Genomic DNA, 14873 nt, shown 5'->3' on the forward strand with positions numbered 1-14873 from the left:
CCTGTCACGTCAGCCGCGTCCGGCCATCAAGAGACATTCGATTTGCACGATCGAATGGCGGAAGTCCGGCGTGGATTTGACGCTGAATATCTGTCCACTTCTATAAAGAAATCCGCTCAACCTCTTCAAACTGGATCGCGCTCGAATGTTGGTCGTAGCGTTGCGTCGTGCGCGTCGACGCGTGAGTTTCCGCGCTTGCAACGTCATCAGGCGTCTGTTCGCGCGAAGCGTTTGCGAACAACGAGGCTAAAACTTTCCTCTAACGTCATAGTTGACGAATGCATCAATTTTGGGTGTAATATCACAATACGTCCCGGACAGGTCGACTGACGACATAGCTGGCTGGCCGTTGGCAGGCGGCGATACCTGAAAGGTTCCCTTGTAGCCTAAGGCGCCTGGTGGCTGTAGTTTCCCGACTCCTCGTTGGTTCTCATTTAAATGGATTGAACGCAAAAAATGAAGAAGATTTTGATCGCCGCCGCAGTTGTTTTCAGCACTAGCGTGTTTGCAGGCGAAGCCCTCGTACCGCAGGTCTATCGCGAAATCGCCGTGGCGCCGACGAATCAGCGCGAAGCTGAAATCGCGTCGCTGTTCGATCGGTGGAATGAGGCGCTCGCAACGGGCGACGCCGACTCCGTTGCCAGGCTGTACGCACCCGATGCCGTACTGGAGCCAACGGTTTCCAATGAAGTCCGCACGACCCCCGCCAGCATCAAGGACTATTTCGTGAAGTTTCTGAAGCTGAAACCGCACGGTACGATCAACCTCCGCGAGATCCGCTTGCTGAGCGACGATTCGGCGCTGGACACGGGCGTCTATACGTTCGACCTGGTGAAGAACGGCAAGCATCAGAAGGTGCATGCGCGCTATACATTCGTGTACAAGAAGGTTGATGGGGAGTGGAAGATCCTCAATCACCATTCGTCGGCGATGCCGGAGTAACACTCCATTGAACAACGGGTCCGTGCCAGGCGATCAGATGTGAATGGCTGAGCGCGTTAGACGCCTCACGCCAATTGCTGCCGCGCATGCTTCACCCGCAGAATCGAGGGGAATTTCGGCCGCCAACCCTCATAGATCAAATGAAACTGTCAACTGGCGATCGAGTCCGGCTAGCCCCTCGATAAGAATTTGAGTTCAACGAATTCCAGGCGCCGCTCGGCCCTGTCGCCAGAATTCTCGATTGACACAATTAATTTGCACTACAAACCTCATGGCGGCCTCCGGAAACTTTCTCGAAGTCGACGCGCTCAGGATCGGCCTCCACACGGTCAGGCTGCTTGCCCGCGTCGATACCGATACGCGGCACGATGTCGTGGCTACGCTGAGAGCTGCCTAAAAGCGAGGCCAGCGATCCGGCCGGCGGCAACACCAACCGCGTGCGTTCCAGAGTCCGTTCCATCGCCATTCAAAGCGAACACATGCCACATTCAGTTGAAATCGCCGGCACAGTCATCTTCGGACTGGCCCTGCTCCATACGCTCCTTGCGAAACGCTTCGAGGTTCTGGCCCACCGGCACCCGCACCACGCGGGCCTGTTTCACTTTCTCGGCGAAGTGGAAGTCGTCTTCGGCCTCTGGGCCCTGATCCTGTGTCTGGCTATCGTCGCGCTGGCCGGTTCTGCGCAGGCCGTGGCCTATGCTGAATCGCGCTCCTTCACCGAAGCCCTGTTTGTCTTCGTGATCATGGTGATCGCCGCGAGCCGGCCCATTCTCGACGCGGTCACGACGCTCGTGTCGCACATCGCGCGTGTCCTTCCCGTCAAGACGGAAACAGGCGTCATCTGGCTTTCCCTGACCCTCGTTCCGTTGCTCGGCTCGTTCATCACGGAGCCGGCCGCAATGACGCTGGCAGCGCTGATCCTGCGAGACCGGCTTTTCAGGTCGCCGATCGCCGAACACTGGAAATATCTCACGCTCGCGGTGCTGTTTGTCAACGTGTCGGTCGGCGGCATGCTGACCGCCTATGCCGCGCCTCCGGTGCTGATGGTTGCCGCCGCCTGGGGATGGGACAGCGCGTTCATGGCGGCGCAGTTTGGCTGGAAGGCCGCCATCGCCGTGCTGGTCAACGCAACAGGCTTGCTGCTATTCATGCACCGCAAGCTCCCGAAGCACGCAGAGCGCAACGACGCGCCCGCCGCCGCGGTTCCCGTTCCGACGGGCGTCACGCTGATACACACCGGCTTTCTCGTCGCGGTGGTGCTGTCGGCCCATCACCCGGTTATCTTCATCGGCCTCCTGCTTTTCTTTTTGGGCTTCACGCAGGCATACGAGCAGTACCAGTCGCCGCTGATGTTGCGCGAGAGCCTGCTGGTAGCATTCTTTCTCGGAGGCCTGGTCGTGCTCGGGGGTTTGCAGCGATGGTGGCTGCAGCCGGTCGTCGCATCGCTCGATGCTTACGCACTTTATGCGGGCGCGCTTGGCCTGACGGCGATCATGGACAACGCGGCGATTACCTATCTCGGCTCGCTGATCGCGGGCCTTCCGGACCAGGCGAAGTACATGCTGCTGGCCGGCGCAGTGGCTGGAGGCGGTCTCACAGTGATCGCCAACGCGCCGAATCCCGCAGGACTCGCCATCGTGCACAAGGGATTCCATGATGAGTCAGTCAGCCTGCTCGGCCTGTTGCTCGCTGCCATCGTGCCGACGTGCGTCGTCTCGGCAACGCTGCTTTTGCTGTAGGCTGCCGCACCGCTGTCCGGCAGTGCGCCCAACTGAGTGCGATTCGATGGCGCGTAGTTGCAGGACGCCGGGCCACGATGAATAACGTCTTGCGGCGATAACCAACACCGGCCTGGATTTTGCACGAGACCACCACGACTGCGCAGGTCGCGGCCAGCGGCCTGACGAACGCGCGTGACGGCAGCCTGCACTTAGCCGCGCAGACCGGCATTCCATCCCCTTCCAGTATTAGCGACAGTTTCATTGCATTCTTGCGCCGGCGCGAATTCGTTTCGCTCCGGCGTTTCGTCGTTTGTAATTGCTTTGCGCCGCGAGGTACCCCGATGACGTTGCAGATGCGGAAAGTATCTGTTGGGTGAAAGGTGATTGTAATGATGCGTTAAACCGATAAACTGGCTTCAACGACTAAGCACACAGGCTTCCGCCCCGGCGGTCGTTGTTTCGCTAACCCAGTATTTTCTGTTTCTGAAATTTAAATTGGAGAATTAACCATGTCTAAAACATTCATTCCGGTTATCGCACTCGTTTCGGTCCTCGCTCTGCCCACGATGGCATCCGCTAGCAGCAACGGCCCCCTCACCCGCGAGCAGGTGCGCGCGGAACTGGTCCAGTTGCAGCAGGCGGGCTACGACCGCAACCACAGTGACGCGCACTACCCGGCGCACCTCCAGGGCGCGCTGAAAAGCGTGGCGGCTCAGCAGGCACTCAGTGGCCACGGTGGCGTGAAATCGGGCTCGGCCGCTTCCGGCGCACCGACCCAGGTGGCCTCGGATCATTCGATCTACAAAGGAAGTTGATGGGCTATCAGCCGGATGGCCGGGCGCTTTCAACTGCCCGGCCCGGTGAGCTCCGGCGAGCGGCATCGTCGCCGCTTCATCGTCTGCAAAACCGGGCCTGCATTCAGCCGCGCAGACCGGCATTCCATCCCCTTCCAGTATTAGCGTTTCATTGCATTTTTGCGCCGGCGCGAATTCGTCATTCGCTCCGGCGTTTTGTCGTTTGTAATTGCTTTGCGCCCACTGGGGTGACGTTGCAGACGCGACAAGTATTTATTGGGTGAAAGGGGATTGTAATGGCGCGTTAAACCGATAAACTGGTTTCAACGACTAAGCACACAGGCTTCCGCCCCGGCGGTCGTTGTTTCGCTAACCCGTCTTTTCTTTCTGTTTCTGATGGAGGTCTCATGCAAGTCCTGTTCAAGTCCTGCGACATTGAAGCTGCACGCTTGCGCAGCTTCGCGCGCCAACGCACCCAGTTTGTGTTCCGCCGGATGGCCTGGCTGGTTTCCCGGGCCACCGTCAATCTCTCCGACGTCAACGGCCCGCGCCGCGGACTCGATAAGCGTTGCCAGGTGCAGGTGCAGGTGCCCGGTGCGAATCCGGTCGTGGTGACGTCGATTGCGAAAGACTGGCGCGGCGCCCTCGATCTCGCGCTTGCCCGTGCCGTTTCTTCGATCGTCCGCAGGCGCCAGGCGCGCCTCGCGAAGCGCCGCGCGAGTCAACGCGAGTGCACCTGGAGCGCTGAGCCTGATGCCGTCTAAGCAAGCCATGCATGCACGGCTACGGTGGCATCGTACGAGCGGTATTGCTCGCTATTTGCGGTCCGCGATGGAAAGACGCGTTCGGGCGACCTTCGCGAGTTTCTGTCCTACACGAAAGAGATTCTTATGTATTCGCACACAATCAATCAGTTGCGACGCCTTGCGCGTGTCGTGACGCGCGGTACCGCTGTACTGGCCATGGCGCTAGTGCTCGTCGCGGGCACTGTCGCATCCAACCATGCCGAAGCGAAGCGTATTGGCGGTGGTAGTAGTGTCGGCCGCCAGTCGCAGACGGCGTCGCCCTCCGGGCAAGGCCAACGGAGCCAGCAAGCTCAACCGGCGCAGCAGGCCGCGCCGGCGGCCGCTGCCGCGAAGCCAGCCAACCGCTGGATGGGCCCGCTCGCCGGCCTGGCCGCAGGACTCGGCATTGCCGCGCTGATGTCGTCGTTGGGGCTGGGTGAAGGGCTGGCCCAGATGCTGTCGAACGTAGTGGTGATCGGCCTCGTGATTGTCGCCGGCATCATGCTGTTCCGCTTCATTGCCAACCGGCGCCGTCCGGATCTCGCTTATGGGCACGACGCGGCGAACGGGCAGCGCATGAACGGCTCCTGGCTCATGAATCAGAGCGGGCAGGCGGCGCCTGAGACGAATTTCGGTGCCTGGCCGCGCACAGCGATGAATTCCGCCGCAGCGGCACAAACAACGACAGGGCCGGGGCTGCCTGTCGGGCTTGATCAGGCGGTCTTGCTGGCATCGGCCAGGACCTTGTTCCTGCGTCTGCAACGCGCCTGGGACCAGAACGAACAAGGCGACCTTTTCGAACTGACAACCCCGGAAATGTTCGCGGTGATCAAGCGGGACCTGGAAGATCGGGGCAACCAGCCGAGCCATACGGAAATCACGCAGCTGGACGTGGAATTGTTGAGCACGGAACACAATGGCAGCGAAACACTGGTTAGCCTTCGCTTTCACGGCCAGATGCGGGAAGACGAGGACGCGCAGACGGCGCAGCCGTTCGAGGAGGTCTGGAACATCGTGGGCCACGGACATGGCGACCCGGCCTGGCGACTGGCGGGGATACAGCAGATTGGCCGTTAGCATCGAGCGCGGTCGGAACCGGCAGCGGCTCGCTGCCGGTTAGCCCACAAGCGAAACGGCAAAAAGACCAAAATCCGACGTCACACAAATCTGGGACTCATTTTATGCGCCGAGACTACTTTTCTCTTTGCTGGGCCACTGTCACGCTGACATGCTTGCTAAGCGCTTGCGCGGCCTCGCCGCCCAGCAGCCCGTCACCCGTTGTCGGTGCAGATCGCGATGCACATGGTTGTATTGGATCGGCTGGGTATTCCTGGTGTGAATCCACGCACCAATGCGAACGTCCTTGGGAACTCGCCAGGCAGAAGGGTTTCGCGCTCTCCGCAGAAAAGTTTGCTCACTACTGCACGACTGGATCAGCCGATTAATCAATGACTTCAATGCACGGACGCGTCAACGATGGCCTCGGGCGAGCAGCGTGCATGCTCGATAGAAATCGGCTTGGCCCCACTTGTCGGCACTGGCAGATTTCCCGATCCTGCCGGCAGGACGCCGTGTCGCATCCCCATCTCAAGGCGGCCATTCAGCCGACGGACAAGCAAACGGCAGAGCAGGGTCAAACTCGGCCAGATGCACCAGGCTAGGCTCGACCGACAGTTCGTGAAATATTCGAGAACCTGGCCGTCCGAAAACACATCTAGTTGACGTGAAATGCCTACACAGCGCCTACACAGACGCCAGAAAACAAAAAGCCCAGTCGCGAGGACTGGGCTTTTTGCTTGAAACTTGATGGTGCCGGAAAGAGGAATCGAACCCCCGACCTTCGCATTACGAATGCGCAAAAGATGGGGTGGAGCGGGGTGGCAAGGTATGGTGGAAAAGCGATAAAAAACCATTAAAAACAATGGAGTAGCTGAATTCGTCGCAAACCTTGGCATGGCGTCAGATGGCGTGACATTGCTATAATCTACTTACACCCACACTTACATGGCCGATGGGCGGCCCGTTGTAAGTGCGGCGGGAGCGGATATGGCACGAATCAAACTGACGGCGGCGCGGGTACGGGAATTCGCCTGCGAGCCGGGCAAGGCCCAGGCGTTCTTATGGGATTCCGAGGTTCCGGGGCTGGCGCTGCGCGCGACCGCGCAGGGAGCTCAGTCCTACGTGTTCCAGGCGAGCTTGCGTGACGGTCGCGAATTTCGTCTGACCATCGGCAAGCCGCGAGATTGGGATATTTCCCAGGCGCGCGAGGAAGCGCGCCGCCTGCAACGCCTGATTGATGCAGGCCACGACCCGCGCGTCGAAAAGGCTGCGACGAAGCAGGCCGCGCGCGAAACCTACGAAGCGGGGCGGGCTGCCGCACAGCGTGACGGCGCGATGGTGTGCGAGGCGTGGGCCGCCTATCTGGAGCATTTGCGAACGGCGATTTCCCCAAAGACCAAAAAGCCGCGCAGCGCGCGCTATCTGGCTGACCATGAGGCGCTGGCGTCGCCCGGTGGCGAGCCGCGCAAGCGGGCCAAGAAAGGCACGAAAACGACCGCAGGCCCGCTCGCATCGCTGATGGATTTGCGGCTGGCGGACCTGACGGCGGCGCGCGTGGCGGCCTGGCTCGAAATGGAGACGGCGCAACGCCCGACGAACGCGGCGCACGCGTATCGCTTGCTGAAAGCGTTCATTCGCTGGAGTGCAGGGCACGACGATTACACGGGCATCGTTGGCGCGGACGCGTGGCAGTCCCCCAAAGTGACGGGGCTGGTGCCGCAGAGCAAGGCGAAGGCGGGCGGTTCGCTGCAACGCGAACAGTTGCGCGCATGGTTCAAAGCCGTCCGCGAACTTGATAACCCCGTGGCGAGCGCCTACCTGCAAGCGACGCTGATTTGTGGCGCGCGCCGCGAGGAAATGGCCTCCTTAAAGTGGGTGGACGTGGATTTCGCCTGGAATTCGCTGCACCTTGCGGACAAGGTGGAAACGCAAACCGGGCGCGATATCCCGCTGACGCCATACCTTGCCAGCGTGCTTGCCGCGCTGCCCCGTCGCAACGAATGGGTGTTTTCATCGCCCACGGCAGAGGATGGCAAGATTGCCGAGCCGCGCTTTTCGCATAATCGCGCACTGGTGGCGGCGGGCCTGCCGCACCTGACAATTCACGACCTGCGCCGCAGTTTCGGCACGTTGAGCGAATGGGTGGAATGCCCCGTTGGCGTTGTGGCGCAGATTCAGGGGCACAAGCCGAGTGCGCTTGCTGAAAAGCACTACCGCCGCCGCCCGCTAGACCTGCTGCGCGTATGGCACACGAAAATTGAGGCGTGGACGCTGGAGCAGGCCGGAATCGAATTCGACGGAGCCGCGCAGCAAACGGGGCTGCGGGTTGTCCAGTAACCGAAACAGTAACCGAAACTTGCCGTGTGTAACGCCACGCGATACAATCATTCATGATAAAGAGCTTCGCCCATAAGGGTCTGGAGAAATTCTTTGCCATCGGCAGCAAGGCCGGTATCCGGGCAGACCACGCAGCGAAGCTGGGGCGGCAACTGTCGCGGCTGGACGTGGCGACGGCACCGCAGGACATGAATGTGCCGGGCTGGAAACTGCACCCGCTGTCGGGAAATATGGCGGGCCACTGGTCGGTCTGGGTAAGTGGCAACTGGCGGCTGACGTTCCGTTTTGAGGGCGAACACGCAATCCTGGTCGATTACCGGGACTACCACTGAGGAAGCAGCATGACGCGAATGCATAACCCGCCGCATCCGGGCGCGACGCTGCGCGAAGACGTGTTGCCCGCGCTGGGGCTGTCGGTGACGGACGCAGCCCGCCAGCTTGGCGTGAGCCGGGTTGCACTTTCGCGCGTACTCAACGAGCGCGCCGCAATCTCGCCTGAAATGGCGTTGCGCATTGAGGCGTGGCTGGGTGTTGAGCGCGGCGGGAAGGCGGACGTATGGCTGGCAGGGCAAGCGGCCTATGACCTGTGGCAGGCCCGCCAGAGCGGCGTATCGCATGTTGAGCGCGCACCGGAGGAAGCAGAAGCGGCGTGAGAACTGGCAGGCGGCGCGTCAGCGTTTGTTTTTGTTAGTTAGGATTGCTGCACAATGCTAGCAAAACGCTAGCATCGTTGAACTAGGAGGGGATGAATGTCCGACTTCACAAAGGCGACGCGGCGTGCTGTCTGCGTGCATGAAGCTGCACACGCGGTAATCCACGCCTTAGGCGGCGCGTTTATTTACCGTGTCGCTGTCGCTCCAGAAGGCTGCGAAGAGTGGAGTATCGAATCCCGCAAAGGTGGCGTGATACAGACCGACCTATGGGGCGTGTGCCAGGCTTCGGATCCTCCCGGTCTCCACTACCTGGACTGGTACGAACCGGATGAGTTTGGCGGAACGTATCGCTCCCGCCTGGAGGAATGGCGGTTTATCCGGTCGCAGCTTTCGCTGTGCAGTCGGCGCTTTATGAATCGCAACACTCGCGTGCACGTCTGTGGGCTGCTCGCCGGGCCGATAGCCAGTCAGATATGGCACGGGTGCGATATTGATGTTTATCCGGGGCCGCTGGCGGATGGCTGGGGGCCGGGCAGCGATATCGCTAAGGCAGCGGGCCTGGCGACGCTGCTTGAGCGACCCGAGTACGACTATCTGGCCGAACTGACCGAGGCCACGTTACGCCGCCCGGACGTGTGGGCGATGGTCTTGCGTCTCGCCGACGAACTGGAGCAGGTAGGCGATATCGAAGAATTCCCTGGATTGCTGCCCGAGGAAGTACCCGGCTGGCCGCCCTCGTCACGGGCAAAGCGAGTGCAGGTTTTCGCGCTTGCGCCGTGCGACCGGTATTGACGGCGGAGAGCGGCGACGCGTTGCGATGGGCGCAGCGCGCCGCCTGACCAATAACCCTGTCTTGTGGGAGACACGGCGATGGCCGATACCGATAATAGCGCGCCGCGTGACGCGGCAGAAAGTGAGCGCGCAGAGCCGCGCGAGAAGCCGACGACAATCCTAGTCCCGCACGGCTGTACCAATGTGCGCTTGCATGACGCCATTGAAGTCGTGATAGCCGTTGCCGCCGCGCGGGACGCATTCCCGCCGACCGTCGATTTCTACGCGACGGGCCTATCCGATGACGGCGAGCCCGTAGGCGAATCCATGATGGCAATGAGCAATGGCGGCGGGCTTGCGCTCTACCGTGCAAAAGCCTGTTTGGCTGCTATTTGCCGAAAGCTGGGCATTACTCCCCGTGACCCCTACAACCCGCTGGCCGACGATTACGAGGCCACGGAAGCGCAAAACCTGACCTACCGGATAACGGTCGATGAATGGGCGCATTTAGCTGCTGCATACGATGTGCCGTTTGAAATCGGGCCTAAGCCCGATATCGCGCAGGCCAGCGGCGGCGAAGCCCCAGCGAAACATGCAAGCTGGGAGGATGTGGCGCGAGCCATCGCTGATGAATGTTACGACCGAGATACCGCTTGCGGAGTGAGGAACAGCGTGAACGGTTATGCACAGAAGGTAGCAGAGAAAATGCAACAGCGCGGCATTCGCGGACCGCACGGATTTTTCCTCAGTCCGGCGACGGTGCGGCGCGAGGCGTTGCAGAGCAAAGACTGGTGGGCAAAAAAGCAGAAGTGACATAACGGGAAACGCGGGAACTGCGGGAAATGCTTTCCCGCCATTTCCCCGCGCATTGGTAAATCAGTCGAAAAGCCAGTATCCGTAAGGGTTTGCTGGCTTTTTTTGTTTTGCTTGGCGGGGAAATTTCCCGCCACCTAAATGCATTGTGACTCAACCATGCCGCAGATGCGGAAAGGTGACACGATGCAAGCCCTCATCGGCAATGCCCCTAATATGCACGAGTTCACGGCGACCCTGCGCGATGCAAAGAAAGCCGCAGAGGAGACGAACCTGCGACTGCAACAGGCACTGGAACTGGTGCGCAGTGTGCCAGGCAATGCAACGGAAGTTCGCGAGGCAGAGCCAGCCAAAACACCGCCCGCGCGCGGGCCGCCCGTTGAACCGGGGCCGCTGACCACTGCCGAACTGGCTGCTGCCATGGGCATCACGCAAGGCACGATTCGCCGTCGCCTGTGCGAAACGGGGAGCTATTTTGGCGTCGTGCCAATAAAGCTGGCAAGCGGGCGTCTGTTGTGGCCTGCCGATTCGCTGGAGCGGTTGACCCGCAGCGGGGGCGCGAAGTGAAAAAAGAACCCGACTCCCATAACGGCAAGCCGAGCGCGATTCCACACGGCAACTCTATAGGATTGCAAATCAAATCGCGCACCGACTTCGCCGGTACGTCTAACGTTCGCCATTTGCGCGTGCTCCACGCGGTGCGTGTACGCGCCCGCACACGTGAGGCAATCGACGGCATCGCGGGCGCGAGCAACGGCCCGGCCCTGATTGCCGACCTTCGGGCACTGGCGCTCGACATTCCCTGCACGCGCATTCCCGCTTTCGACCGCGACGGGCGCGAAGTGCTGCGCGGCGTCTATTTTCTGTCTGGCCCCGACCGCCGCAAACTGGCGCGCTGGGTCACCCGCATCGCCAAGCGGAGTACGGCATGAAGGCCGCCGCCGATGATGTGCTGACGCCCGAGCGCGTGCAGCAGTACCGCGCCGAACTCGCCCGCATGGGCTGGCCACTGGAAGTGCCGCGCGCGCCCGTGCCGTTCCATCACGTCCTGCATTTCGCGTTGCCGGTGGGCGTGGCGCTACTGGCGGCACGCGATTCGTGGAGGGTCAACACATGATTCCCGACGAAATGCGCGCCCGCCATGCGCTGATGTGGCTCGATGCTGGCTGCTCCCGCGATGACTGGGTTTGCATCGGTATGGCCGCGCAGGCTGCGGGCCTGGGCGAGGATGATTTCGTGGAATGGTCCGCCACGGGCGCGAACTATGGTGGCGAGCGCTCTACCCGTACCGTGTGGCGTTCCATCAAGCCGAATGGCGGCATCGGTGAGGGCACGCTGTTCAAGCTAGCGACCGCCGCAGGCTGGCGCGACCCGAACAAGGCGAACGGCCACGCGCCGCCACGCCCGCCAGCGGCGAACGGCGTCACACGACCCGCCAGCAAGCCGACTAAGCCCGACAGGCCGCGTACGGACGCACAGGCGTTGTGGGATGGCTATGCGCCTGCCCCCGAGTCGCACCCCTACATACGCGCCAAAGGCGGCGTGGCCGAAGGGCTGCGCGTGGTGCCCGACGATGACCCGCTGACGATAAGCGGCCTGCGTGTGGCGGGGTGGCTGGTGGTGCCGTTCCATAGCATCGCGAATGGTACGTTGCGCACGCTCCAGTTTGTACCGCGACCCGATGCGCAGGCGCGCAAGCTGAACCTGCATGGCGCGCCATTCGAGGATGGTGCGTTCATCACGGGCAGCATTGCACCCGATGGCCGCCTGTATGTGTGCGAGGGGCTGGGGACGGCGTGGGCCTGCGCGCGTGCCGACTATCACGCGGCGGCAGTGGTGACGGCAGGCATAGGCCGTTTCCCGAAGGTCGCAGCAGCGCTGCGTGAGAAATATCCCGCCGCGCAAGTCATTTGCGTGCCCGACCGTGGCAAAGAGGCTGACGCCGAACGTGTGGCGCGTGAGGTTGGCGGCGGGTGGGTGCAAATGTCCGACGATGCGCCACCGAACTACGATGCGTGCGACTACGCAAACGAACACGGCGACGAAGCACTGGCCGACCTGCTGGTGAGGCCGCGCCGCCCCGAAATGCGCTTTCACCTGCTATCGGCGCACGACTTGCTGACCGCGCCGCCCATGTCGTGGCTGGTGCACGGCGTGCTGCCGCGCGAGGGGCTGGCGACGCTGTACGGGCCGCCGGGCAGTGGCAAGAGCTTTCTTGTGCTCGACCTGTGCTGCGCTATTGCCGAGGGCAGCGCCGAGTGGTTTGGCTATCGCGTCAGTGGCGCGCCCGTGGTCTATGTGGTGCTGGAGGGGCGCGCCGGTTTGGGCCAGCGGCTGCAAGCCTGGCAGGCAGGCCACAGCGGCGAGGTGCCCGAGCGGCTGCGTTTCGTGGCGCAGGAAGTTGACCTGCGCACCGATACGCCCGACCTGGCCGAAGCCATTGTGGACGCTGGCGGCGGGGGCGGGTTGACGGTGATTGACACATTGATGCGCTCGATGACGGCGTTCGATGAAAACTCGCCGGAGGATATGGGCGCACTGGTGGCGGCCTGCGGCGAACTGCAACGCCTGACGGGTGGCGCGGTGATGTTGGTTCATCACTCCGGCAAAGACCCGGCGAAGGGCGAGCGCGGCCATAGCGCCCTGCGCGGTGCGCTCGACTGTTCGCTAGAAGTCAAGCGCGAGGGTGGCACGCGCCGCTGGCTGGTGAGCAAGGCGAAAGACGGCGTGGACGGCAGCGAGGCGTATTTCGACCTGCGCGAGGTGGTATTCGGCATGGATGATTTCGGCGACGAGCTTTCCAGTTGCACTGTGGTGCCCGCAAGCGGCGGCGATGCTCCGCCAGCCGCCATCCGAGCGCCCACGACCGCTCGGCAGCAGGTTGTGTATGAAACGGTCGGCTCGCTACTGAAAGCGTCGCCCGACTTCGGCAAGGGCGGCGCGCCTGTGACGAGGCCGTGTGTACGCCATGAGAACGCCGTTGAGGCCGTCGCGCCGAAGCTGACGCAGTACAGGCCAGACCAGCGGCGCTGGGCGGCCAGGCAGGCCATTTTCGCGATGCAGGGCAAGTGGTACGACACGGACGGCGACTGGTTGTGGCATCGCTGATGGGGCCACTCACAAACTCAAAACTCTCACAAAGTTAGGCGTCTTGAGCGGGTTGATTCTCACATCACTCACACACCCCTTTAGGGGTGTGAGTGTTGTGAGACCCCGCCGCCTGGGACAAACGTAATTTTCAGCGTGGAGCGATACCACGTGCGGAGCGCAGAGCATGGGATTGGCAAGCAGAACGAAGGGCGGCAGTGGCGAACGCGAATTGGCACACCTGCTGGCGGATGAACTCGGCGCGGACGTTCGGCGGCGAGTCCGCCAGCATCCGAACGATTCCGACTTGCTGGGAATTAGCGAATGGGCAATCGAATGCAAACGGGTCAAGAGCGCGCCGCGCGGAGACGTTGCGATGTGGTGGCGGCAATGTGTGGCGCAGGCGCAGGCAAGCGGCGACCTGCCCGCACTGTTTGTGCGCGCCGACCGCAGCCCGTGGCGCGCCATCTGGCCCGCGCTGGTGCTGGTGGGTGGTGCGCGCACGGCTGAATGGCTCGTGTTCGAATGGACGTGCGAATCCTCGATTGGTGTCTGGTGCGCCGTGGTCCGCGAGCGTGGAACGGTGGAGGTGGCCGAATGATTGACGCCTTGGTTTCTGGCCGCTTGCACGGCAAGCCGCAGCAGCGTACCGCGAGCAACGGCAGCGGCAAAACGTTCGTGACGGCGACGCTGCGTTGTGGTACGGGCGACGGCGAAGCGCAGTTCGTGAATGTGATTTGCTTTGCCGATACCGCGAAGGTCGCATTGCTGGCGCTGGGCGACGGCGACAGCATCGCGCTATGCGGTTCGCTGTCCGTTGGCGTCTGGACGCCCGCGCAGGGAGAGCCACGGGCGCAGGTGCGGTTGACGGCAACGGCGGTGCTGTCTCCCTACCATGTCACGAAGCGCCGCGCCGCCGTGCAGCAGGGCCGCCGACCGTCTCAGGACAGACGGCAGCCCGCAGACGTTACCGGAGGGCTGACAGATGACGAACTCGACTTTTGACGAACGGATGAAGCGGCATCGCCAAATGCTCAAGACGGCGGGTTTCTCGCGTGTTTCGCTCTACGTGAGCGGCGAGGCGCGCGCGGCACTGGCGGCGCAGCGGGAGCGCGGCGAGTCGATGAGCAAGGCATTCAACCGATTGGTTTCGCGGGCGTGCGGCGTTGCGCGCGACGAGACCCCGGACGAAGCCCGTGATTTTGAGCGTCGCGTGCGGCACGCGCGGAATGAAATCCTGCACTCGCTGCGGCCTGGCAACAAGAATGGCCCCTACACGGTTGCAATCAAGGTCTATCGCCTGAACGGGACTGGCATTAGGGTTACCCGAGACTCACTTGAGCCTTTCGACAAAGAGTCGTAAGGTTTGCAGTCATCTCACGCGTGCGCGCGCGCAAGTGCGCACCGTGTCGGACGCGACCGGCTGAAACCGTCGTTCGTGGTCTGGTAGGCTGGATAGTGGGCCGCTGATTCTGGCACGACGGCGGCGGCCCGCCTTTTGACGCCTGCGCGTTTACCGATTGTGGGCGCGCGGGTATTTTTCATTGACGAGGATTAGATGACTGACGAATTCAACCAGGTTGCAACGCTTGTAAAAGTGGGCCTACCCATTGAAGGCGCGGCGGCCATCGTGCGCGCGAGCGCCGATGCGTTCCGTTTGCAGCGTGAGGGCAAGGCCGGGCAGTTCGATGCCATCGGCAACGCCAAGGCGATTGCATCGGGTGGCCTGACAGACGCTCAGGCCGTCGCCGTTATCGAAGTGCTGCGCGGAGCCATCGCGCCAAGGTGAGCCGCGAGGGCGCGCCGTAGCCCACTCGCATCGCGCGCCCAGGAAGGCCCTGAAGATTTGGACTTTTACGAACGTCAGGCGCTTTGGCGGGCGGTTCGAATGTCGCGGATCGACCCGTTACA

Annotated in this window: 20 protein-coding genes; all 20 read left to right on the forward strand. The window is 62.1% G+C overall.

Annotated features, from left to right (window positions below; translation table 11 throughout):
• Window positions 1–456 precede the first annotated feature (456 nt).
• Complete coding sequence (locus tag F6X40_RS19675) at window positions 457–942, forward strand: SgcJ/EcaC family oxidoreductase (RefSeq protein WP_187628913.1); 486 nt, start codon at window positions 457–459, stop codon at window positions 940–942.
• A gap of 271 nt (window positions 943–1213) precedes the next feature.
• Complete coding sequence (locus tag F6X40_RS43555) at window positions 1214–1339, forward strand: PliI family lysozyme inhibitor of I-type lysozyme (RefSeq protein ID WP_143037115.1); 126 nt, start codon at window positions 1214–1216, stop codon at window positions 1337–1339.
• An 82-nt stretch (window positions 1340–1421) separates the two neighbouring features.
• Window positions 1422–2681, forward strand: a complete 1260-nt coding sequence (locus tag F6X40_RS19685; RefSeq protein WP_184070919.1) for a putative Na+/H+ antiporter — start codon at window positions 1422–1424, stop codon at window positions 2679–2681.
• Between the two features lie 491 nt (window positions 2682–3172).
• Entirely contained in the window at window positions 3173–3478 is a 306-nt protein-coding gene (locus tag F6X40_RS19690; protein ID WP_187628914.1) for a DUF4148 domain-containing protein, read from the forward strand.
• A 386-nt stretch (window positions 3479–3864) separates the two neighbouring features.
• On the forward strand, window positions 3865–4221 hold the full coding sequence (locus tag F6X40_RS19695) for an HPF/RaiA family ribosome-associated protein (protein ID WP_184027342.1): 357 nt from the start codon (window positions 3865–3867) through the stop codon (window positions 4219–4221).
• Window positions 4222–4347: 126 nt separating this feature from the next.
• Window positions 4348–5319 (forward strand): Tim44 domain-containing protein, encoded by a 972-nt coding sequence (locus F6X40_RS19700; protein ID WP_184070809.1) that lies wholly within the window; start codon window positions 4348–4350, stop codon window positions 5317–5319.
• Between the two features lie 104 nt (window positions 5320–5423).
• The gene (locus F6X40_RS42370) at window positions 5424–5687 is read left to right on the forward strand and encodes a hypothetical protein (RefSeq protein WP_262421486.1); all 264 of its coding nucleotides are present in this window, start codon (window positions 5424–5426) and stop codon (window positions 5685–5687) included.
• Between the two features lie 601 nt (window positions 5688–6288).
• The gene (locus F6X40_RS19705) at window positions 6289–7638 is read left to right on the forward strand and encodes an integrase family protein (protein ID WP_187628973.1); all 1350 of its coding nucleotides are present in this window, start codon (window positions 6289–6291) and stop codon (window positions 7636–7638) included.
• A gap of 53 nt (window positions 7639–7691) precedes the next feature.
• Entirely contained in the window at window positions 7692–7970 is a 279-nt protein-coding gene (locus tag F6X40_RS19710; protein WP_187628915.1) for a type II toxin-antitoxin system RelE/ParE family toxin, read from the forward strand.
• 9 nt (window positions 7971–7979) lie between these two features.
• Window positions 7980–8291, forward strand: a complete 312-nt coding sequence (locus tag F6X40_RS19715; protein WP_187628916.1) for a HigA family addiction module antitoxin — start codon at window positions 7980–7982, stop codon at window positions 8289–8291.
• Window positions 8292–8387: 96 nt separating this feature from the next.
• The gene (locus F6X40_RS19720; RefSeq protein ID WP_187628917.1) at window positions 8388–9083 is read left to right on the forward strand and encodes a hypothetical protein; all 696 of its coding nucleotides are present in this window, start codon (window positions 8388–8390) and stop codon (window positions 9081–9083) included.
• Between the two features lie 78 nt (window positions 9084–9161).
• On the forward strand, window positions 9162–9875 hold the full coding sequence (locus F6X40_RS19725) for a hypothetical protein (RefSeq protein ID WP_187628918.1): 714 nt from the start codon (window positions 9162–9164) through the stop codon (window positions 9873–9875).
• A gap of 186 nt (window positions 9876–10061) precedes the next feature.
• Entirely contained in the window at window positions 10062–10442 is a 381-nt protein-coding gene (locus tag F6X40_RS19730) for a hypothetical protein (protein WP_187628977.1), read from the forward strand.
• Window positions 10391–10807, forward strand: coding sequence for a hypothetical protein (locus F6X40_RS19735; RefSeq protein ID WP_316251819.1), 417 nt, complete (start codon window positions 10391–10393; stop codon window positions 10805–10807). The genes F6X40_RS19730 and F6X40_RS19735 overlap by 52 nt, the downstream gene beginning before the upstream one ends.
• The gene (locus F6X40_RS19740) at window positions 10804–10992 is read left to right on the forward strand and encodes a hypothetical protein (RefSeq protein ID WP_187628919.1); all 189 of its coding nucleotides are present in this window, start codon (window positions 10804–10806) and stop codon (window positions 10990–10992) included. Before F6X40_RS19735 ends, F6X40_RS19740 begins: the two co-directional genes overlap by 4 nt.
• Window positions 10989–12983, forward strand: a complete 1995-nt coding sequence (locus F6X40_RS19745) for an AAA family ATPase (RefSeq protein WP_187628920.1) — start codon at window positions 10989–10991, stop codon at window positions 12981–12983. Before F6X40_RS19740 ends, F6X40_RS19745 begins: the two co-directional genes overlap by 4 nt.
• A gap of 166 nt (window positions 12984–13149) precedes the next feature.
• Entirely contained in the window at window positions 13150–13563 is a 414-nt protein-coding gene (locus F6X40_RS19750) for a hypothetical protein (RefSeq protein WP_187628921.1), read from the forward strand.
• Window positions 13560–13967: a single-stranded DNA-binding protein gene (locus tag F6X40_RS19755; protein ID WP_187628922.1), complete on the forward strand. Its 408-nt coding sequence runs from the start codon at window positions 13560–13562 to the stop codon at window positions 13965–13967. The genes F6X40_RS19750 and F6X40_RS19755 overlap by 4 nt, the downstream gene beginning before the upstream one ends.
• The gene (locus F6X40_RS19760) at window positions 13948–14325 is read left to right on the forward strand and encodes a hypothetical protein (protein WP_187628923.1); all 378 of its coding nucleotides are present in this window, start codon (window positions 13948–13950) and stop codon (window positions 14323–14325) included. Before F6X40_RS19755 ends, F6X40_RS19760 begins: the two co-directional genes overlap by 20 nt.
• 195 nt (window positions 14326–14520) lie before the next feature.
• The gene (locus F6X40_RS19765) at window positions 14521–14751 is read left to right on the forward strand and encodes a hypothetical protein (protein WP_187628924.1); all 231 of its coding nucleotides are present in this window, start codon (window positions 14521–14523) and stop codon (window positions 14749–14751) included.
• Window positions 14752–14873: the final 122 nt, after the last annotated feature.

This window comes from Paraburkholderia sp. UCT31 (assembly GCF_014397655.1).
GTDB lineage: Bacteria > Pseudomonadota > Gammaproteobacteria > Burkholderiales > Burkholderiaceae > Paraburkholderia > Paraburkholderia tuberum.